This is a genomic window from Leptospira sanjuanensis, assembly GCF_022267375.1.
In the GTDB taxonomy this organism is placed as follows: Bacteria; Spirochaetota; Leptospiria; order Leptospirales; family Leptospiraceae; genus Leptospira; species Leptospira sanjuanensis.
Map to the genome: position 1 here is coordinate 3,542,998 of NZ_JAIZBH010000001.1, position 20,951 is coordinate 3,563,948.

Sequence of the window (20,951 nt, forward strand, 5' to 3'; positions counted from 1 at the left end):
ATATAGTGTATATACACTAATAAAAAGGAGAATCTCATGGTTTATATCGTCGACGGAGCCAGAACCCCGTTCGGAAAATTCGGAGGCGGACTGAAAGATTTCAGTTCTTCCGAACTCGGAGTCGTCACCGCAAAAGAAACGATTCGTAAAACGGGAGTCGATCTCAATCAAATCGAAGAGGCGATTTACGGAAACGTAATTCAAGACGACAAGGATTCCGCGTATCTCGCAAGACATATCGCGCTCCGATCCGGCCTATCCGAACAATCCAGCGCGCTTACCATCAATCGTCTTTGCGGCTCGGGTATGGAAAGTATTCTGATCGGAGCGCGGAAAATTCTTTCCAAAGAGAACGAACTGATTCTCGCCGGAGGAACAGAATCGATGAGCAACGCGCCTTTCGTTTTAAAAAACGCGAGATGGGGAAACAAATACGGAGACACGATCGCGGAAGACAGACTCGCACAAAGTCTCACCGATTGTTTCGTAGATCTCACGATGGGAATGACGGCGGAGAATATCGCGACACGATACGGAATCTCCAGACAAGAACAAGACGAATGGGCCGGAATCTCTCAGGTGCGGGCCGAAAAAGCTACACTCTCGCAAACCTTCGCGGAAGAAATGATTCCCGTTGCGACCAAAGGAAAGAAATCCTTTCTATTGAACAAAGACGAACAAATCCGGGGAGAAGAATGCGTTCCTCAGTTGAAACAACTTCCCACCGCGTTTTTGAAAGAAGGAACCGTAACCGCCGGCAACGCTTCCGGCATCAACGACGGAGCCGCTTCGGTTCTTTTGGCTTCCGATTCTAGGGTTCAAAGTTCCGGCATCAGGCCGCTCGCAAAAATTCTCGGTTACGCGAACGTAGGATGCGATCCGAAGTTTATGGGTTTAGGCCCGGTATTTGCGGTTCCGAATGCTCTGAAGAATGCGGGCGTTGGAATCAACGACGTCGATCTTTTCGAAATCAACGAAGCGTATGCGTCCCAAGTTTTGGCCGTGATGAGAGAATTAAAACTCGATCCGAACAAAACGAACGTGAACGGAGGAGCGATCGCGATCGGCCACCCGCTCGGCGCAAGCGGAACCAGAGTCACCCTCTCACTCGCGTACGAACTCAAACGGAGAAATTTGAAACTCGGAGTCGCTTCGCTCTGCATCGGAGGCGGACAGGGAATCGCGATCGTATTAGAAAATCCTAATTTTATAAAATAAAATCCATATTTATGCGAAAGACGTTTCTTTTCTCGCATAAGGTCATCGTGGATTTCGGCGATCGCTGCCTTAAACGACGATCTGTTTTTTTCTCTACGGCGTTCCTTCGTTGTAATGGGAAAGGATTTGTTCGACATTCTTCCGAAACGCGCCCGCGACGCTTTCCGGGAGAATGTTTCGAATCGCGTCGCGGGCTTCGATCAAAAAGGGAAACAATCCTTCTTGGTTCGTTACCTTAAATCGGAACGAATCGCGTGTAAATTCTTCATAAGGAATTTCGGACAGGGAATTTCGGACCTTGTATGAGGATTCCGGATCGCAGACTAATTCTACTTCGATCGGATCGTGAGCTTGAAACAGCGCCGGGTGCAACACCCAATCGCCCGCCACTTCTTTCTTTTGCCCCTGCGGCTGATACAAAGAATTTTCGGCGATCGTTTCCACCCTGGAAATTTTCGGAATGATAAATCTTCTTCTTTCCTTTTTCTTTCGATCATACGCGAGAAGATAATAGTCTTCCGAATTCTTCCGGATCAAGCGGATCGGATCGACTTCGACTCGATACGTTTCTTCGGGAAAGGTTTTATAATACAAAAACTGAACGGGAGATTTCGTTTTTAAGGATTCCAATAACTTCTTTAAAAGTTCTTCCGAAACGTTCGCTTCCGTTTGACTCAGATTCTTTTGCGTTTTGAGATCCATTTCCAGCTCGGGATATACGTCGAGTTTTCCTTCGAATATTTTTTGGGATAAGGAATACAATTCCAAAGAAGGCGATTCTTGATACGAACGAAGAATCGTTTCCGCGAGCGTCTGCAATTCTTCCTTTTCCAATTTCAATTCCCGATTGGAAACGTTTCGATCGAGAACGTATCCTTCCTGCGTGGATCGAACCAAAAATCCGAGTTCTCCCAATTCTTCCACGTCTCGGGAAAGTTTTTTCCGATCGGAATCGGGATTTTCCAGATTCTGATAATGATCCGGCAACAAAGATCGGATCTTCGTAAAACTCAAGGGAGAATGATGACTGAGTAAATTAAAGAGTAATGCGGAGAGTCTGGATTCCGTTTTTCCGGCTTCTTTGACGGGAAGCGGAAAGTCTTCGTCTTCTTCGTTCCAAGTTTCACTTTCGGACATAGCAGAAACTTTCCGAGTCGCAAGATTCTCAGCAACTCGAAAACCACTTGAATCCAATCGCTTTCCCGGCAAAATCTTCCCATTCTTCATTTTTACGAAAAGGATTTCTTATGAATACGATCTTGAATTACGTGATTCCTCACACCGTCGGCATCATTCTCATCGCGGTCGGCTGGTATGTCAGTATTTTGAACGTGGGTCTGACCCGTTTTACGGAAAACGTTCTGATTACGAAGTGGACCTTCGGCGGTTTGGTTTTGATTATCGTCGGGGCTTATCTTCCGGAGATTTGGATCGGAACAAGAAAACTGTTCCACAAGGATTGATCGTAATTCCTGCAAATCCGCAGGAGTTCCCACAGTTTCAACGGAACGAATAAAACATCCGGCTCAACCGTGTTTTTGTATGAGTTCCCACAAAAATCCGATCTTCGATCGGATTTTTCTTGTACTTTTTCGCATTGTCTCACAATCTGCGTCTGCAAGGCCCGAAAAGATCTTTACGAGATCCAATTTTGGTCCAAAATGCGACATAATAAAATTATAAGAGCTTGAGTTGGATATGAGCAGCACCGAAACCGAAATTCTGGAAAAAAATCCTAAAAAAAAGACGGAGATTGAATTCCACAAACCCACTCTTTCCAGAGAGGATTTGAAAACGGTTCTGGAATGCCTCGTGGAAGATCACCTCACCACCGGAAACGTAACGACTCGTTTCGAAAAAGCCTTCGCTTCCACATTCCGTTATAAGCAAGTTATTTCCGCCAATCATCTGACCGCGGCGTATCACCTCGCCCTTCTTTCCTTGGACATTCAAGCCGGAGACAAGGTTGCTCTTTCCACGTTCGCACCCGTTTCCGCGCTGGATGCGATCTTTCTTTTAAAGGCGGTTCCGGTCGTAATCGACTTGGATAAAAATTCTTTCCATATGAGCCCGGAAGGACTTTCTAAAGCGCTCGAAGATTCTTCCGTAAAAGCGATCATCTTGGATCATTCTTTCGGTTCCATTGCGGATGCAAAGCGCTACGACTTTAAAGGAATTCCGGTCATCGAAGACGTTTCCGAAGTCTTAGGCGCACAGAGCGAAACGTTCGCACCGGGCAAACAAGGCAATATCGCGGTTTGCGGTCTTTCCGTGGATCAGATGATCACTACCGGAAACGGCGCGATGATCATCACCGATCAAGAACCTCTCGCAAAAAAAATCCGCGCCATGAAAGCGGGAAAAGAACCGTATCAAAGAAAAGAAGGCCAGCCGAAATTAGATTACAACCTGATCGACTATCAAGCCGCTCTTGGAATCGAACAACTTTCCAAAATCGGAATCATCTTGGAAAGAAAGAGAAAAATCGCGCAGGTTTATCTCCAATCCATCTCGGGAACTTCCGTCAACACTTGGTACGGAGATCCAAACTTAGACACGTTCAACCGTTTTATCATTCTCGCTCCGGGAAGTTACGAACAAGTGGAACGCTACTTCCGTTCCCTTCAAATCGGAACGCAAAAAGTCGCCGAGGAACCGATCCATCATATCCTCGAACTTTCCAATACGGATTTTCCAAACGGAGAAAGACTTTTTCAAAGAGGACATTGTATTCCGATCTATCCGAACCTGACAAAGGATAATATCCAAAGAATTTCCCAAGCGATCCGCAGAATCTATTGAGCGATCCATAGAGAGCGAAATAGCTAACGAGCAGCGGAGCGTCGCGAGTAGCTCTCAGCGAAGCTGAGATGAGCGATCGACATTTCTCTGAGTGAAACAAAACGGAATTCCGACCAATCAAAAATTTCCAGACCTCTGGAAACAATCCGATCTCGGAAAGAATCAACACTTTTCGTTTGTTTCGAGATAGATTGAGGTTCAAACTAAATAAGAGAATTCAGTAAATTCTAATAGAGAATTTCAAAATTTCTTCACGGAAATTTGTTATTTATTTCTTTTTTACGAAGCTCGGCGCTCACTGGTAGTTACACTGAGGTAGTCCATGAATATCGCCCAGCTTTCGATCAAACGACCTATTTTTATTTGCAGTATCGTTCTTCTGATGCTTCTCACCGGTTGGGTGGCGTTAGGGAGAATGGGAGTGGATCTTTTCCCCGACGTAAACATTCCCGTCGTTTCCGTAACGACGATTTATCCCGGAGCCGGTCCGGAAGAAATCGAAGAACTCGTTTCCAAACCTTTGGAAGAAGAACTTTCTTCCATCTCCGGTTTAAAAAAAATATCTTCCAGAAATCAGGAAGGCGTCTCCGTCGTTTTCGGTGAATTCACCCTCGACACCGATATCAAATACGCGGAACAACAATTTCGTGACAAGGTCGGTCTTGTAAAACCGAAACTTCCCACCGGAATCAAGGAACCGAAAGTAGTTCGTTTCGATCCGGCGGATCAGCCGATCGTTCGTCTCGCACTCTTTGCGGAATTGGACCAAGCAAAACTCTACGACCTTGCAAAGGAAACCGTGAAAGCAAGACTCGAACAAGTGCAAGGCGTCGGTTCGGTTAAGATTGTCGGTGGAACGAGAAGAGAAATCCAAATCGAATTGGATCGAAACAAACTCAGTTCGTATCAAATGCCTACGGTCGTCATCGCGAATCGTTTGAAAACCGCGGGCTTAAACGTTCCCGTCGGTAAATTCGAAGCGGGTTCGAAAGAAACTTCTTACCGAACCTTGGGCCGCTACGAAACTCTTTCTCAAATCGAAAACACGATCGTTTCCTTCAGCGGAGAAGTTGGTAACGCGGTTCTCATCAAACAACTCGGAACCGTAAGAGACGGAACCGAAGACGAGGAAACCATCGGTTATCTCTGGGCTTCCAAAGACGAAGGCATCGAAGAGAAAGTTTCGGTCTTCACCAAAATCGGAAATTTTTTCAAAGGCAAAAAAGAACAAACTGCGGCCGCGACAAAGGAAACCAAACCGGCTTTATTCATCGACGTTTACAAACAATCCGGTGCGAACACGGTCGCGGTCGCGGACGAAGTTCTCAAACGGATCGGTAAACTCAACGACGGAATCGCCAACTTAGACGGAAAACCGAAAATCCGACTGATCCGCGACGGATCCAAATGGATTCGCTACAACGTCGAGGACGTGACCGAAGCGATCGTCATCGGTATCTTGCTCGCGGTCATCACGGTTTATTTCTTTTTAGGAAACTTCCGTTCGACCGTGATTACCGGTCTCGCTCTTCCGAACTCGATGCTCGGTGCGTTCGTTCTGATGTGGGCGATGGGTTTTACCATCAACGTCATGACTCTTCTCGCGCTCTCGTTGGCCGTGGGTCTTCTCGTAGACGACGCGATCGTCGTTCGGGAAAACATCTTCCGAAAACTGGAGGAAGGAAAGGGGGTAATCGAAGCGGCCGAAACGGGAACGACCGAAGTAACGTTAGCCGTAATCGGAACTTCTTTAACGGTGATCGCGGTATTCTTACCTGTGGGATTTCTTTCCGGGATCGTGGGTCAGTTTTTCAAACAGTTCGGTTTGACGGTGGTATTCGCGATGCTCATTTCCCTCTTCGACGGTCTCGCGGTCGCTCCGATGTTGTCCGCGTATTTTGCGGGTAAGATCGATCACAACGCGAAACCGAACAAGGCGATCGAACTTTTCGATAAATTCCAAACTTGGCTGGAAAGACAATACGGAAGAGTGATGAAAGTCGCATTAAAAAGACCGGGAATGGTTCTACTTGCGTCTCTCGGAATTTTTATCCTCTCCATTCTTTCCTTGAAATTGGTGAAGAGTACGTTCCTGCCCGCAAACGACCAGGGAGAATTCTTAGTCACCTTGGATCTTCCTCCGGGAACGAGCCTACAAGGAACCAGACAAGTTGCGGATCAAGTTCTCGACGTTCTGAAAAAAATTCCCGAGATGGATATGATCGCGGTTACGATCGGAAAGCCGGACGGCGGGGAACCGAACGCGGGAACGCTCGCGGTTGCATTAGTAAATTCTAAAAAACGAAAACGTACGACTACACAAGTCAAAGATGAAATACGCGAACTTTTGAAACCCTTCGCGTATGCAAGACCTGCGGTTTCCGATTATAGCGCCGTAGGCGGCGGGATTCAGTATCCGTTCCAGCTCGTAATCAAAGGGGAAGATCTTGCGGAGATGGATGCGTATTCCAAAAAGGTCGTCGCACGATTGAAATCCCTTTCCGACCTGGCGGACATCGATACGGATTACAGAGCCGGAAAACCGGAATACCAAATCCATCTGGATAACCTGAAAATGCAACTCGTCGGAGTTCTTCCCGGTGTCGCGGGTTCCGAACTTCGATATCAGATCGCGGGAGACCAGGTCAGCAAGTTCTACGATAAGGGAATCGAATACGAAGTTAAAATGAGACTTCGTCCGGATCAAAGGAACCTAAGACAGGCGTACGGGCAAACAAAGGTTCCAAACATCGCGAACAAACTGATTCCTTTGTCCGCGATCAGCGTCGGAAAGGAAACGGCCGGACCCTCTCGGATCAACCGGATCGACCGCGCAAGAACGATCGTGATCAACGCAAACTTAGCGCCGGGCGGAGCCGTTCAAGACGCAACGAAGATCACGGATGAAATTCTAAAGAAAGAACTTCCTCCGCCTCCGGGAATTCGTTACAACTTCCAAGGACAATCCGAGGACTTCAAAGAACTTCTGGCGAACATCGTGCTCGCGTTCGGACTCGCCCTCGTGTTCATCTATCTCGTGCTTGCTTCCTTGTATGAATCATTCATCACTCCGATTACGATTCTATTCGCGATCCCGCCCGCGATTTCGGGAGCCTTCTTCGCACTTGCTCTGACCAACGAGATGCTCAATCTCTTTTCGATGATCGGTTTGATTCTTCTCATGGGTCTCGTTGCCAAGAACTCGATTCTTTTAGTCGACTACGCAATGCAAGCGATGCGAGACGAAGGAAAATCCAGAAACGACGCGATTTACGAAGCGGGATTGGTTCGACTCAGACCTATCTTGATGACTTCTCTCGCGATGATTATGGGAACCGTTCCGATCGCGATGGGATTGGGAGAAGCGGCAAAATCAAGAACCGCGATGGGGATCGCGATCATCGGAGGATTGATTCTTTCCACGGTGGTCACTCTCGTGGTCGTACCGTCGATCTTCGGATTCATCGATCGATTCAGAGAATGGATCGAAACGAAATTCCGTCCGGATTACGACATGAACGCATCGTTGGTTCACGCGCCGTCGCATCCATCGAACGGACAGGCAAACTACGAAAAAGAATGGGCATTCGCCCAAGAAGAAGCGGAAGTGGAATTACCGAAAAAATCCTCTTCCAAAAAACCAAAAAAATAACATTCCAATTTCTGCATGGAGAATCCGAGGCGACTCGATCGTTTTAAAAACGGATTCTCCATCGAACTTCCCATCGATTCATGCCGTTCCCGGGCAAATTCGATTGAGGCAACATTGGAACCGTCCTATCCGGCGATTCGGGTAAAACGGGTGTGGTAGGATTTTGGGGAGAATCCGGGGCCGCATTGATTTCGATCGATTCTTTTTTTTCTTCCGGAGATTTGGCAAAGAAGTTCCAAGGTCTTCCGAACAACCAAGCGTCTATCAAGTTGAAAGTATAAATCGTAAAGAAAAGAATCAAAGCCGACGAAGCCTGAATTCCCGCTTGGTATCTTTGATTTCTGATTTCGTTCGCGTGAAAGAAAGCTCCGGCGATCAAAACGGGATCTCCGCTTGCGGCTGCGGCGGTTGAGAATCGATCGGCTTCGTTTAAATTCTTTCCTTGTTCTTGATACTTTTGATCCGACTTATACCAGAACAAAAGAGAAAGACCGGCAGCGATCGAAAAGAAATAGCCTCGATCCTTTTCTTCCCGATAAAATTGTCCCCAGCCGGGAAATACAGCGCTCCTCCAAAACGAACCTTTGGCATTATCGTGATTTTTAACGGATACTTCCTTTCTCTGAGATTCGAGGGCTTCCTTTTCGACCAGAGACTTTTTTAAGAAATCGATCTCGGCGACCATTCGATCCCGTTCTCTAAGTTGATTGCGAACGTAGATTTCTTCGTCTTCATTGAAGGAGATTCGGGAAATCTTCCGTTTTTCAATGTCCCAAGTTTCGCGTTCGTTCGAAACCGTGACCTTATCCATGTCTTGATTGAGGACTTTTACGAAAATTACGCGGCCGTCTTTGAGATAGAGAATATCGGCAAAAACCGTTTCATTCCAAAAAAAGAATATAATCGAAATGAGAAAAAATTTATTTCGCATTCCGCATAATGAATGCAAAAAAAAGAAAGAGTCAAATTGATTTTTTTCAAAATGTCTTGATTTTCGCATGTTCTAGGCGTATAAAATTGCGGTTCAATTTCCGTTCCCGGCGCAGGATTTTCGAATCGTGTCGAAATTTATGATGTCTCTTAATAATCAACTCTCTTCGGGAGAATAGGGAGAAATGTATAAACTCAAAAAGAGCGGTGTCATCTGTGACAAAGAATTCGGAAGGTATGTTATTTTCCTCGTAGCGGTTTTGTGCGTTGAAATCGAAACGGTGAATATCATTCTCCTCTTCTTCGTCCAATGGAAAAGGACATCAGAAGGAAATCACATTTGAATCCGAAAACCCCAGCGATCACGGGAAACGTTTATTCACCCGAATCATCCGAAATACTCGATCATCTTCCTTTGCTTATTTGTAAGTTTCTGCCGGATACGACTCTCACTTATATCAATCAAACCTGTTGCGAAGTCTTTGGAAAAAGTAAACAACAACTCTACGCGGTTCAATGGATTCAGTTCCTCCGGGAAAATATCAGAAACACGATCCTTGATATTCTAAAGAACGTAAAGAACACTCTCCTTCCGGAAACGCATTCCTACGATATTCGGAACTCAAACGGCGAGAGACTGCATGTCGAATGGAAGATTTATCCCCTGTTAGATACACAAAATCAATTCCAGGGATTTCTCGGGGTCGGAACGGATAAAACGAAAGAAGCACAGGTCGAAAACGAAATCAAACAGAAGAACGAACTGATCCGCAACGTCATAGGGACGATCGACGATCTCATCTGGTCGTCGGATGCAAAGGAATATAAGCTTTTGTATCTCAGCGAAGGCGCTAAAAAACTCTACGGAATCGAACCGGAAGAATTCTTTAAGGACAACCAACTCTGGATCAACTTGATCCATCCGGACGACAGATATCTCGCAGAATTGAAATTGAAAGAGCTGCATTCCGGAAAGCCATTTTACGAAGTGGAATACAGGATCATACGCCCCGACGGACAGATCCGTTACATCAGCGATCGTTCCTGGATCGTGCGGGATACCAACGGCCAACCGGAGCGCATCGAAGGGATCGCGCGGGACGTGACCGATCAAATCGCGATTTCCGCAAAGCTGGAAGAGTCGGAGGAAAATTTAAGGGCTCTGATCGAGAATACGCAAGATTCTATTTGGTCCGTCGATAGGAATTACAGAATCATCACGATGAACCAGCTTTTTCATCAAGCGATCCTCAAAATATATAAAATAGATTTGAAAATAGGAAGCAACATCATCGAGGAATTCGATTCGAACATGTCGAAAACCTGGAAGGAAATATACGATCTAACGTTCGAAGGCAATTCAATCAAAAGGGAATGGGAAATACCGAACGAAGACGGAACATACAATTATTATGAAATTCTAACATGCCCCATATACGACCTTTCCGAAAATAAACGGACGATTTCAGGATCTACCATTTACATTCGAGACATCACCGAAAGAAAAAACTACGAAAAAAAAACCACGCAGATCATCAAAAGCAAGGACCGATTGCTTGCGGCCGTAGCGCACGATCTTAAGAATCCGATCAGCGGAATCATCAGTTTAACCGAACTATTAAAGGAACAAACAAACAATCCGAATAACACGGAACTTCTCGGAATGATGAGTCAAGCCGCCAATAAGACTCTAAACATCATCCAAGATCTGCTTCAGATTGCGGAAATGGAAAATGAGAACTATAAACTCAAAACGGAAAAGGCGAACTTAAATCATCTCATCCAAGCTCTCGTAAAACAAAATCTACCGGACGCGGAAAACAAAAAGATCAAACTTCACGCGAAGCTGGGAACCGATCCGATTCCGGTTCAAATCGAACTTCTTAAGTTTCAACGCGTATTGGAGAATCTCATTTCCAACTCGCTCAAATTCACGAAAGAAGGCGGGGAAATACTGATCCATTCTTATTCTCAGAATAAAAAGGCGATGATCATCGTGGAAGACACGGGAATCGGAATTCCATTAGGACTTCAATCGGCGATCTTCGATCAATTCACTCGCGCCAAACGACAAGGACTCAAAGGCGAACAAACGACCGGGCTCGGAATGTCGATCGTCAAAGTGATCGTGGAACTTCACAAAGGTAAGATCAGTTTGGAAAGTGAAGAAGGAATCGGAACCAAGTTTATTATCGAAATTCCGTTGGACAATTAAACAATTAGTTTAAAATTCAAACCAATAAATTCCTCCCGTCGTTGGATTTAAGTTTGATCCAAAACTATCAAACCTCGACGTTGGAAATAAATCGCAGATCGAAGATTTAAATCTCGGAGAACACAAAGAGGAATCGTATGAAACTCGCAAAAGAAATCATCACCGCAAAAGATTCGAAAATCGGAGTCATGAAATTCTTACCGGAAGGCCCCATGACGCTAACCCTCCCCATCATGCACGAGATGGGCGCCATTCTTAAAGAATTCGCGATGGATCAGGAAATCCGCGCGGGTATCATCAACGGACCGGACGGAGATTTTTGTGTCGGCTTGGACCCGGACGCGATTCTCAGTTCTTCCGCAGACGAAATTTCCAAGATCATGGGGGGAATTTTTCAGATGTTCACATCCTTGATGAGCTTTCCAAAACCTTTGATCGCGGAAGTCGGAGGCAACGCCGTAGGCGGCGGAGCCATTATCGCTTATACATGCGATTATCGTTATATGGTGGACGGTAAAGGAAGAATCGGATTCGCGGAACCGTTAGTCGGTCTTCCGATCACACGATCCTTGATTTTGAGAATGAGACAAGTAATGTTGCCTTCCGCCGTATCCGAAGCGGCACTCGAGGGCGCTCTTTACAAACCCGCAGAAGCGGTACAAAACGGATTGTTAACCGAAGTGGGAGCTTCCTTGGAAGAATTGAGAAAGAAATCCCTCAGCAAGATCAACGTCCTCAATCGGATTCCCGCTTCCGCAACCGTTGAAACCAAAAGAGCACTGAATAAGGACGCGATCGAAGCAGCATTGGCCGCTCCGAAGGAACTCGGAGAACTGTTTCATTTACAACCGAAGATGATCCCGAATCTCCTCGAAGCAATGACGGCAAACAAAGAAAGAAGAAGACCTTCCCTCACACACGAAGCGAATTACGCTTAATCCTTAGGGGCGATTCCCGCGACTGCAAGTCGCGGGACGACCGGGCTTGCTCAGGTCTTTCTTCTATAAAATTTCAAACCCGACCAAATCTCCGAAACGGCGCAGACTTTAACGTCCACGATTCCGAGTTTCAATCCGATTTCACGAACGATATTTTCGTTCAAATCGGTGGGAACCTTCGAAGAACCCTTCGGCCAAGAAATCCAAATCATCCCCTTTTCACCCAAAGATTCGACGAGTTTCGGAAATTGTTTTTGAAGCTCTTTGACTTCTTTGGTAAATAGATGCAAATAATCGAATGTACCTTTTAAGGTTTTTCCGATTTCGACCTCGCTCAAATGAGCTTTCAAATCTTTTTGAACTTCATCCGGCAAATCCTTAAAGAAAACTTTCATGCCGGATTTTAAACCGAGCTTATCTCCCAATGTTTTACCGGAATAACCAGCCATACTATTTCCCCGTTTTCCTCTGAATTTCCGTACTCATAAAATCCAAATAAGAATCGATCGTCGCCGTATGACCGAAAATAAATTTGGAAAAGAATCTGAACACGGGAGAAAAAACTTTTCCGTTTTCAGTGATCTTCAATTTGGTTCCGCCCTCGGCCTCACTCAATTCGAACGTCCAAGAACCGCCGAAAGGTTTGTCTTCATCCATGATTTTGGATTCGATCAAACGGTCTTTTTGATCTTGGATAAAGGAAAACGTCATAACTTCTTTGTGAGAATCCGTTTCCTTCCAGGAGTTGGAAGAAATCTCTTCCACGTTTTTAATATTCGGTCTCCAAGCCGGATATCGCTTAAAATCGCGAATCATTGCGTAAATCGTCCCGGGTTGCGCCGGAAACACCCGCTCTAAATAAGAAGTATGTTCCACGGGAAGCGAAGCTCCGATTCCGTAAATCCCCGCAACCAATAAAACCAAGAACCCGACCGCATACATAAGAATCGTGTATATCATACGCAAAACCTCTTTGATATTTTAATAATTAAGAATATTCTAGTTTTATAATTTTTTAGTCTTCATTTCCCTCGCGACCAAGACCTTGAAAGACTTTTGTTTTTCATTTCCAGTTCGGCGGCAAAAGCGAGCAGCCCGAGCCCTTTTACCGCGGTTTCTTGTTCTTCCTTACTCAATCGTTTCAGAAGATTCTTGACGAGATTCGGATCCAGAACCGACTTTTTACTTTTGATCTTCTCTCCGGCCTTTGTTAAACGAATGAGAGTCCCCCTTCCGTCTTTCGGATTCTTTTCTTTTAACAAATAACCGAGCGTTTCCAAACGGGAAACGGTGATCGACATCGTAGAGGGAGTCACTCCCATGTGTAAAGCCAAGTCGTACAGACTCGCGGGTTCGTCTCCGTCCAGATGATCCAAAACGCTCGCTTGATTTGCCGTCAGAACCTGCTTCGTTTTCGGATCCTCGACATGTCTCGTATGACAAGCGAAGAAAATTCTCGGATAAAATTCCAGGATCTGACTGACTAAATCGGCGCTCACGCGGTTATTTTATAGAAAATAGTTTGATTAGTCAAATCAAATTATCGAAATCCATTGAAAACTAAATCGTTTTAAAAACGAAACTTACTGATGGATATAACCCCAGCTTTCGAGGATTTTACGGACTTCCTTGCCCATTGCCGCCTCTTCTTCCGTTTCTTTGCCTCCGGAAAAGCCGGTGTGATAGTACAAAAACGGAATTTCGGAGGACGCAAATCGATAAGGCTCCCGTCCCAAGGAAACGTAATTCGGTTCGATCGATAATATTTCCGCGGCCTTGCTCGAACGAATTCCCCATTTACCGACTCGATAGTCTTCGGGTTTTCCGTTTTTCAGGATCTGAAGTCTGAAATCAGGAAACGGATCGACCGTCCGAACGGTCAAAACGCGATCGGAGGTGCCCGAACCATTCAATATTTTGAATGTAACATTTTTCGAATCCTCTTGTAAAACCCTAAACTCTCCGTCAAAGTCGTAACGGTATATCCCGCCCTTGGAAAAGAGGCGGATCTCCCGTTCGCAATCGGCTTCACATCGAGGCAATCGTAAAACGAACTCGTTTTTATGAAGCTGGTTTCGTCTCAAAACGTTTCGGGCTTCGTTTAATAATTCGGTGTTCGTCAGGGCGACGTTCCGAAGTTCTTTCGGATCTTTTTGAAGATCGTATAACTCTTCGGACATCTTATGCGGAACCCCTTCCCTAGTTCTTCGAACCGAATCGTAACCGGGATAACGTCGTATGTATTTGAAATGTTTCGTTAGAACGGATTCGGAATATCTACCTTCCGTATAAATGACAGGCTCGGATGACGGACCATCTTGTCCGAAAACCGCTTTGGAATAGTCGTTGCCTTTTAATTTTTCCGGCGGATAGGAAATCCCGTTCAAGCCGAGCAGAGTGGGCATCAACGACAAGAGAGAAACCGGATCGGCAAACTCGCGTTTTTGAATCCGACTTTGCATGCTTTTCGGCGGATGAATGATCCAAGGAACGCGAATTTCTTTTTCGTAATGCGTCTCTCCGTGGGCATAGACCGTTTCCGTGATGAAATGGTGATGATAATAATGCGACTTCTCCAGAAGCTCTCCGTGATCGCTCGTAACGACGATCCAAGAATCCTCGTATAATCCTTGTTTTTTGAGTTCTTCGAAAATTCTCCCTAAGAGCGCGTCCGTATAACGAACTTCTCCGAGATACTTCTGCTGATATTCGTCCAACTCATCCCACAACAAAGGATCGGATCGCTCCTTCAGCTCTTGAAAATATTTAGCGGGGGGGCGATATCCCCAGTGAGGTGTGTTCAGATTGAGATGCAAAAAGAACAAATCGTCCTTGTGTTCTCCGAAAAACGTTTCGGCCCGAGCAACCAGTTCTTCCGTATCGAGCGTATCCTTTCCGACTTGTTGAATTTTATGAAATCCTAAATCGACTCCGACCGAAGTATAATCCATTAGAAAAACGTTATTCATGATGCTTTCGGTAAAATACCCTTCTTCACGAAACGCGTTCGGCATCGTAAGCGGCTTTTTTGAATAAAAAATTTTTCGCTGCTGTCCCGATGTATAAAACCATGCGTTTCCGAGTCCGAGATTGGAAGCGATTTCCGAGGTGAAAAAAGAAAGCATGGAAGGTTTAGTCCAATTGCCGTTCGCGATCGTATTTTGAAACACGATCGATTCTTTTGAAAAAGAATCCAAAATCGGAGTCGTCGGAAACGGAGAACCGCCGGAAGACAAGGAATCCTGACGCAACGCGTCGATCACGATCAAGATCACATTCTTTTTTTGTGTATTCCGTTTTTCGAATAGAACGGGTGAACCTAAAAACAATCCGGAACCCGTCTGCGATTCCCAGCGGATTTTCAACGTAGCTTTGGAAACTTTCGGCTCGGCTTCCGCGGTTTGTAACGGAACCGAAAAACGATTCCATTCTTCCTTTTTCTTTTCAAGGCGCCGTTCAAAAACTTTCGCTTCGTCGAAATAAATTTTTAGATTTCCGTCGCCTCCGAACGAATTCCCGTTGGAAAGATGTGCGGCATAGAATTGAAACACAAGCCGATCGCGATCGACGAAAAACTTCTCCGCTTTCAATACACATTCTTGTCCCGATGGAATGAATAAAGAATCCTGGGATTCGTTGATGAACAAAGATTCGTCCGTGTACAAAGTCATCTGAACGTTCTTCCAGCGATCGGCGGAATTGAGGTTGGAATATCTTCCCGGATTTTTTTTCCAATGAAATCGAAACTTTTCGATCTCACGATTCGTTTCCCCTGTGCATTCAAAATCGCCGCTCCCCAGTAAACGGGTCAAATCTCCTTTTACCGTATTCTTTTCGGAATGCGGAACGGGATTGCATCCGATCCAAATCGAAAACGATACGATGAGAATCGCGAACATTCCGTAATGGAAACACGATCGGGTCGAGAACATGAATCCAGGAAATTCGTTCGGGCTCGCGAGACAACAGAAAAGAACCTCGGTTTACGGTGAATTTTTCCCAAATGAAATTTTTTTCTCTTTTCAAAGGACGGTTTGCGTTTATAACACGTTCCGCTATGTCATGGAGTAATTCTTACAATCTACAAGACGATACGTTCGTCGGAAGCGGCGGAACCAAGATCTTCTACCGGACTTATCAACCCAAAGAAGGAAGAAAAGGAAACCGGGTTCTCGTGGTGCAACACGGAATCGGAGAACACAGCGGGCGTTATGAATTCTTAATCGAAGCGCTCGCAGGAACGGGAACCGCGTTCTACCTGATCGATTCGAGAGGGCACGGTCGCTCCGAAGGGAAACGGGGAGCGGTGGATTCTTTCTCGGATTTTCTTTCCGATTTGGATAAACTGATCGCGATCGCAAAAGAGAAAGAAAAAGTTTCCAAAGTCACGCTTCTCGGTCACTCGATGGGCGCGGCCATTGTGACCTTTTATGCGGAAGAAGGAACCAATCAAGGAAACTTGAACGGACTTATCGTTTCCGCCCTTCCTATCAAAGTGAAGCTGGATCTCGTGATGAAGATCAAAAAAGGAATCGCTCCTTTTATGGCCGATATTCTTCCGAACCTGACTCTGCCCACAGGTTTAAACGTAAATCATTTGAGCCATGATAAGGCAGTTGTGGACGCGTATGTGAAAGATCCTCTCGTTCACGGAATGGCGTCCGCGTATTTGGGCAATATGCTCTTAAACAGCGAAGAACCGATTCTTGCAAACGCGGGAAAAATCAAACTTCCCATCTACGTTTTTCACGGAAAAGAGGATTCTATCGCGGATTGCACCGGAAGCGAGGCCTTCTTCGAAGTGGTCGGTTCTCAGGATAAATCCCTCAAGATTTACGAAGGCTTATATCACGAAACGATGAACGAACGCTTAGAAGACAGAACCAAGGTTTTAAACGATCTCAAAAAATGGTTTGATTCCCACGCAAATTGACAGACAGAACGTTTGTTCTGTTTTTTCTAAAAAAATCATCGACCGGATTCTTCTTCTCTGGTAAGATTGAATTCGGTCGAAAGCCCTTTTTTCAAAACAAATCTCAGGAACTTTATATGTCAGCAAAAGGAATATCCAAAGACCTGATTGGAACAAAACTGGATCGCTACGAATTCGACGTAGAAAGAGGAAAGATCCGCGAGTTCTGTCAGGCGATCGGGGAAACCAACCCGATTCACTTCGATCTGGAAGCCGCAAAAAAAGCGGGCTACGAAGACACTCCCGCCCCCCCTACTTATCCTACCGTAATTCAATTTTGGGGTTACCCAAAGATTTGGCAGGATATGGAAAACATGGGAGTCGATACTTCCAGAATTCTCCACTTAAAGGAAAAATACACCTATCTAAAACCGATCTATCCGGGAAGAGTTTCCTCGCAAGGCGAATGCGTAAACGTTACGGTCGGAAAAATGGATACGATGACTTTCAAAACTACGGTTTCGAACTCCAAAGGGGAAGCGATCGTAGAAGCGGAAATGTCCATCTTTATCAGAAAACCGGAGGCATGATATGAGTAAGATTGATTTTGATAAAATTGAAGTCGGACACGAACTTCCTCCTTTAAAAACGGACGTCATCACGCACGCGAACTTAGTAAGATACGCGGGAGCTTCCGGAGATTTTAATCCGATCCACAACGATCCCGACTTTGCTCGTAAAACGGGTCTCGACGGAACGATCGCTCACGGTATGTATGTGATGGCTCAACTCGGAAGACTTTGCACCGGATGGGCGGATCAAAAACAAATCCGCGAGTTCGGAGTTACGTTTAAGAACATGACCAAACCGGGACAAAAACTTACCTGCACCGGCAAGGTAAAACGTAAGAAAGAAGAGAACGGTGAGAAGTTGATTACCGTTTCCGTGGAAGCTGCGGACGATTCCGGAGAAGTGAAATGTTCCGGTGAAATGGTCGTGGTCGCCTAAACTTTTCTCGACGAATAAGATTCCACCGCTATGACGGTTACGTCGTCGTAGCGTGGATTCTCCCCTCTTGTCAACTCCTCGATCTTGATGATCTCCTGAATCAAAGCGTTTAGACTGCTTTCTCTTCCTTCATGAAGGGTTTTCGTGATCAGTTCCATGTTGTACTGTTTCGTATTTAAGGAATCCTTCATACGATTTTCGATCAGACCGTCCGAGAACAGCAACAGTCTCGATCCCGTAGGAAAGGCCACGGTCTTGGAAGCGATTTCAAGAGTTTCGAATAATCCGAGAATCGGTCCGGTCTTTTGAATGAGAGAAGGGAATTCTCCGGGCAGTTGAATGATTTGATCCGGATGTCCCGCAGATGCGTACGTGAATTCTTCCTTTTCCGTATCGATGTCCCCGATCAAACAAGGGAAGATACTTTCCAAAGAATCGAATTTTTTCAGGAATCGAAAGTTCAATTCCTTGAGGATCTGAGCGGGATTCTCGAGATTCTTCAATTCTTCGTATTCCGTTTTTAAGGCCATGGTCATCAAAGAAGCCTGAACCCCGTGACCGACCGCGTCCGCAATCACAACGCGCACCTTTCCCGGAAGAATTTCGGATACGTCCAAAAAGTCCCCGCCCACTTTTTCCAAAGGCATATATTCGTAATGAAAGCGGATTCCGGAGATGTTGCGATCGAGCGGCGTCAAAATCTTCCGCTGAACGTTCTGGGCGATTTCCAATTCACGATTGATCTGAATGATGTTGTCGTTGAGTACGCGGGTTCGATCCTCGATCTTTTGAACGAGTTGTTCCTTCATCTCGAATAATTCGAGGTTGGAAGTTCTCAGATTCAAAGCCAATTCCCTCGTTTCGGCGAATTTCCTAGAACGCTCCGATGCAAGAAGAAGCGATTGTAAAAAGACGAAGAACACAAGCGCGTAATGAGAAGTTTGAATACTTCCCGTTTTTAAAACTCTCGCGTAAAACAAATCCACTAGAACGGCGATGAATAGAATTCCCGATCCGTAGAGAATATACGTGTAATTTCTTTCCTTATCGAAATCGATCTTCAAAATCGTATAGAACAGATAAAAGATCACCGCAAGAATGAAGTAGTGATAGATCGATATGTTCTGATTGTTGAACTGCATATCTCCGAACAAGGTTACGATCGAAAATAGAATCGAAAAGATAACTCCCGCATTGATGAATTTCCGATTCACATACGGAGCGAACACCGAACTGAAAAACAAAAGAAAGAACGGAACCGCCACGGACAAGGTAAGATGATTGATCTTGTTGATCCACGACCAAGGGATCTGCGGAAAAAACAACATGATGATTTTTGAATTTATCAAAGACGTTCGGAGACAGATCACAAGGCTGTACATCCCGAAATAGAGAGGAGATACGCTGCTTCTCAAATACAAATATTGGAAGATGTGATAGATCCCCATGATGAGAAGACTGCTGAAGGAGAATATATCGAAGAACAATGTGATCGCGCGCGAAACGCCCGCCGAATTCGCGGGTCCGACCGAAACGGGAAGCAGCACACCGGGCATCGTGGAAGAAAAATTGGAAACGAAAATTTCGATTTCCACTTCGTCCTCGTCCGCAAAGAATAAAAAGTCTCTCGGTTCGATTCTCGGCATCGAAGTATCGGCGCTCACTCCGGGAGTTCCGCATTCTCCGATGATTTGACCGTTGATTTTAACGCGATAAGAGGAGGCTACGGCTCCCAAGGAAACGGAAAGAATTTTCTTCTTCCAGACATCGGGCAAAAAAACCTTCAATCGGTATGTCGCATAACCGAACTTAGGATAGGCTTGTTGATTTTTGGATTCGTTCGTCCAGGAACCGGGAACGCCGATGAATCCTTTGGAATGATTTTCGACTCCGTCGTCCGGTTCTTGAAGCCAGTTGAATTCCCATTCTCCGTTGAGCTTGGTCATTCCGAATTCCGGATCTTGAATTCCTCGAAGATCGATTTTACCTTGGTAAGCTCTAAGTCCGTCCCCCGCCTGCCACGGAGAAGAAATCATGACTAAGATGATAAGCGCGAACGGACCAATTAAGAAAAAGAATATTTTTGAAAATTGCATCTCGAATTTAGATCCGTTCCGAATTAAAATGGAAATTCAATTGAGGGTCGTCAATTGCATATAACAACTGACGTAGGATTCGGCGCAAAAAATTTCCATACGACGGATCTTTTTTATTTTTTCGAAGAATCTCACCAAAAAAAGAGGCTAACACGTTGAAAAAGAACAAGAATTCTTTCCGAAGCGATCCCCAGTCCGCAGATCCAAGCCCTTCTCCCTTGAACGAGGTAGTATTGAAATCGGGTCGTAGACGCAAGAAAGTCGGATTGGCTCTCGGAAGCGGCTCCGCAAGAGGTTGGTCGCATATCGGCGTTATACGCGTTTTAGAATCCTACGGTTGGAAACCCGATATCATATGCGGAACTTCGATCGGCTCTCTCGTGGGAGCGTTTTATGCCGCGGACAAACTCGATCGTCTGGAAGAATGGGTTCAAACCTTGGAATGGAAGGACATACTTGGTTTCATGGACATATCGTTCGGAGGCGGAATTCTCGGGGGAAGGAAGCTATTCGACTTCTTTGAAAAGGAATTCAAGGATCTAAAGTTCGATCACCTAACAAAAAAATTCGGAGCGATCGCAACGGACATCGACAACGGCTCGGAGATCTGGCTAAGGGAAGGGTCGGTTCCGGAAGCGGTTCGAGCCTCGATTTCTCTTCCGGGAATTTTTTCACCCGTGAAACGCGAGGACCGTTGGCTTGTGGACGGCGGTTTGGTGAATCCGGTTCCCGTTTCTTTGTGTAAGGCGATGGGAGCGGAGTTCGTGATCGCAGTCGACTTGAATCAAGACCTTTTGGATCGAAAGGAAGAAGCGGATGAATCGGTCGCCAAAGAATCCAACCGCAAATCTTTCCTCTCTCATTTTTGGGGTAAGGATTTGGAGGAAAACCTTGGCAAGGAAAAAGACGAAAAACCGGGAATGATCGAGGTCATGTCGAAAAGCATCAACGTTATGCAGATCCGAATCACGCGCAGCAGAATGGCGGGAGATCCGCCCGACGTAACGATCGCACCCCGTCTCCGAAACATCGGTTTGATGGAATTTCACAGAGCGCAGGAATGTATCGAAGAAGGAAAACGAGCCGCGGAACTGCTTGCGGGTTTTCTGAAGAATCCTCCTTGATCCTTTTTTCGGATTGCGCTTATCAAAACGGTCTTAGAATCTTTCTGTGCGAGGAA

General features: G+C 45.6%; 17 protein-coding genes and 1 pseudogene. 11 read left to right on the plus strand and 7 right to left on the minus strand.

Translation table 11 applies throughout. The annotated features are described in order from the left end of the window. Nucleotides 1-36 precede the first annotated feature (36 nt). Entirely contained in the window at nucleotides 37-1,218 is a 1,182-nt protein-coding gene (locus tag LFX17_RS16070; protein WP_238747316.1) for a thiolase family protein, read from the plus strand. Between the two features lie 93 nt (nucleotides 1,219-1,311). Here the strand turns inward: LFX17_RS16070 and LFX17_RS16075 are convergent, their stop codons facing one another. Then, nucleotides 1,312-2,355 (minus strand): helix-turn-helix transcriptional regulator, encoded by a 1,044-nt coding sequence (locus LFX17_RS16075; protein ID WP_238731118.1) that lies wholly within the window; start codon nucleotides 2,353-2,355, stop codon nucleotides 1,312-1,314. A gap of 110 nt (nucleotides 2,356-2,465) precedes the next feature. Between LFX17_RS16075 and LFX17_RS16080 the strand changes: the two genes are divergently transcribed. The 3 genes from LFX17_RS16080 to LFX17_RS16090 all read left to right on the plus strand — a co-directional run bounded on the left by LFX17_RS16080 (nucleotide 2,466) and on the right by LFX17_RS16090 (nucleotide 7,672). Continuing rightward, the gene (locus LFX17_RS16080; protein ID WP_238731120.1) at nucleotides 2,466-2,681 is read left to right on the plus strand and encodes a hypothetical protein; all 216 of its coding nucleotides are present in this window, start codon (nucleotides 2,466-2,468) and stop codon (nucleotides 2,679-2,681) included. Nucleotides 2,682-2,916: 235 nt separating this feature from the next. Beyond that, nucleotides 2,917-4,020, plus strand: a complete 1,104-nt coding sequence (locus LFX17_RS16085) for a DegT/DnrJ/EryC1/StrS family aminotransferase (protein ID WP_238731122.1) — start codon at nucleotides 2,917-2,919, stop codon at nucleotides 4,018-4,020. 322 nt (nucleotides 4,021-4,342) lie between these two features. Beyond that, entirely contained in the window at nucleotides 4,343-7,672 is a 3,330-nt protein-coding gene (locus tag LFX17_RS16090) for an efflux RND transporter permease subunit (protein ID WP_255717833.1), read from the plus strand. A gap of 43 nt (nucleotides 7,673-7,715) precedes the next feature. Here LFX17_RS16090 and LFX17_RS16095 read toward each other — a convergent pair whose 3' ends face one another. Next, nucleotides 7,716-8,603: an LA_0442/LA_0875 N-terminal domain-containing protein gene (locus LFX17_RS16095; protein ID WP_238747318.1), complete on the minus strand. Its 888-nt coding sequence runs from the start codon at nucleotides 8,601-8,603 to the stop codon at nucleotides 7,716-7,718. A gap of 309 nt (nucleotides 8,604-8,912) precedes the next feature. On the opposite strand from LFX17_RS16095, the pseudogene LFX17_RS16100 reads away from it, so the two are divergent. The 3 genes and pseudogenes from LFX17_RS16100 to LFX17_RS16110 form a co-directional block, all read left to right on the plus strand. After that, nucleotides 8,913-9,713, plus strand: a pseudogene (locus LFX17_RS16100) (PAS domain-containing protein); the annotation flags it as partial. Further along, nucleotides 9,705-10,817 (plus strand): PAS domain-containing sensor histidine kinase, encoded by a 1,113-nt coding sequence (locus tag LFX17_RS16105; protein ID WP_319937447.1) that lies wholly within the window; start codon nucleotides 9,705-9,707, stop codon nucleotides 10,815-10,817. The pseudogene LFX17_RS16100 and the gene LFX17_RS16105, both read left to right, overlap by 9 nt. 137 nt (nucleotides 10,818-10,954) lie before the next feature. Further along, a complete protein-coding gene (locus LFX17_RS16110) occupies nucleotides 10,955-11,755 on the plus strand; it encodes an enoyl-CoA hydratase/isomerase family protein (RefSeq protein WP_238747320.1) in 801 nt (266 codons plus the stop codon). 50 nt (nucleotides 11,756-11,805) lie between these two features. Here the strand turns inward: LFX17_RS16110 and LFX17_RS16115 are convergent, their stop codons facing one another. The 4 genes from LFX17_RS16115 to LFX17_RS16130 all read right to left on the minus strand — a co-directional run bounded on the left by LFX17_RS16115 (nucleotide 11,806) and on the right by LFX17_RS16130 (nucleotide 15,687). Next, nucleotides 11,806-12,204 carry a DUF3052 domain-containing protein gene (locus LFX17_RS16115; RefSeq protein ID WP_238747323.1) on the minus strand — a complete coding sequence of 133 codons (399 nt, stop codon included), beginning with the start codon at nucleotides 12,202-12,204 and terminating at the stop codon, nucleotides 11,806-11,808. A gap of 1 nt (nucleotide 12,205) precedes the next feature. Then, nucleotides 12,206-12,715: an LIC10604 family protein gene (locus LFX17_RS16120; protein ID WP_238747324.1), complete on the minus strand. Its 510-nt coding sequence runs from the start codon at nucleotides 12,713-12,715 to the stop codon at nucleotides 12,206-12,208. A gap of 62 nt (nucleotides 12,716-12,777) precedes the next feature. Further along, nucleotides 12,778-13,254 (minus strand): MarR family winged helix-turn-helix transcriptional regulator, encoded by a 477-nt coding sequence (locus tag LFX17_RS16125; protein WP_238731129.1) that lies wholly within the window; start codon nucleotides 13,252-13,254, stop codon nucleotides 12,778-12,780. 84 nt (nucleotides 13,255-13,338) lie between these two features. After that, nucleotides 13,339-15,687 (minus strand): sulfatase, encoded by a 2,349-nt coding sequence (locus LFX17_RS16130; protein WP_238747325.1) that lies wholly within the window; start codon nucleotides 15,685-15,687, stop codon nucleotides 13,339-13,341. A gap of 71 nt (nucleotides 15,688-15,758) precedes the next feature. Between LFX17_RS16130 and LFX17_RS16135 the strand changes: the two genes are divergently transcribed. The 3 genes from LFX17_RS16135 to LFX17_RS16145 all read left to right on the plus strand — a co-directional run bounded on the left by LFX17_RS16135 (nucleotide 15,759) and on the right by LFX17_RS16145 (nucleotide 17,675). Beyond that, on the plus strand, nucleotides 15,759-16,688 hold the full coding sequence (locus LFX17_RS16135) for an alpha/beta hydrolase (protein WP_238731132.1): 930 nt from the start codon (nucleotides 15,759-15,761) through the stop codon (nucleotides 16,686-16,688). Between the two features lie 116 nt (nucleotides 16,689-16,804). Continuing rightward, nucleotides 16,805-17,257: an FAS1-like dehydratase domain-containing protein gene (locus LFX17_RS16140; RefSeq protein WP_118954895.1), complete on the plus strand. Its 453-nt coding sequence runs from the start codon at nucleotides 16,805-16,807 to the stop codon at nucleotides 17,255-17,257. 1 nt (nucleotide 17,258) lies between these two features. Then, a complete protein-coding gene (locus LFX17_RS16145) occupies nucleotides 17,259-17,675 on the plus strand; it encodes a MaoC family dehydratase (protein ID WP_238731134.1) in 417 nt (138 codons plus the stop codon). On the opposite strand, the gene LFX17_RS16150 is transcribed toward LFX17_RS16145, so the two are convergent. Beyond that, nucleotides 17,672-19,771 carry a SpoIIE family protein phosphatase gene (locus LFX17_RS16150; protein WP_238731135.1) on the minus strand — a complete coding sequence of 700 codons (2,100 nt, stop codon included), beginning with the start codon at nucleotides 19,769-19,771 and terminating at the stop codon, nucleotides 17,672-17,674. The two genes, LFX17_RS16145 and LFX17_RS16150, sit on opposite strands and share 4 nt — an antisense overlap. Nucleotides 19,772-19,926: 155 nt before the next feature. Between LFX17_RS16150 and rssA the strand changes: the two genes are divergently transcribed. After that, complete coding sequence (gene rssA, locus LFX17_RS16155; RefSeq protein WP_238747326.1) at nucleotides 19,927-20,895, plus strand: patatin-like phospholipase RssA; 969 nt, start codon at nucleotides 19,927-19,929, stop codon at nucleotides 20,893-20,895. The last annotated feature ends 56 nt before the right edge of the window (nucleotides 20,896-20,951 follow it).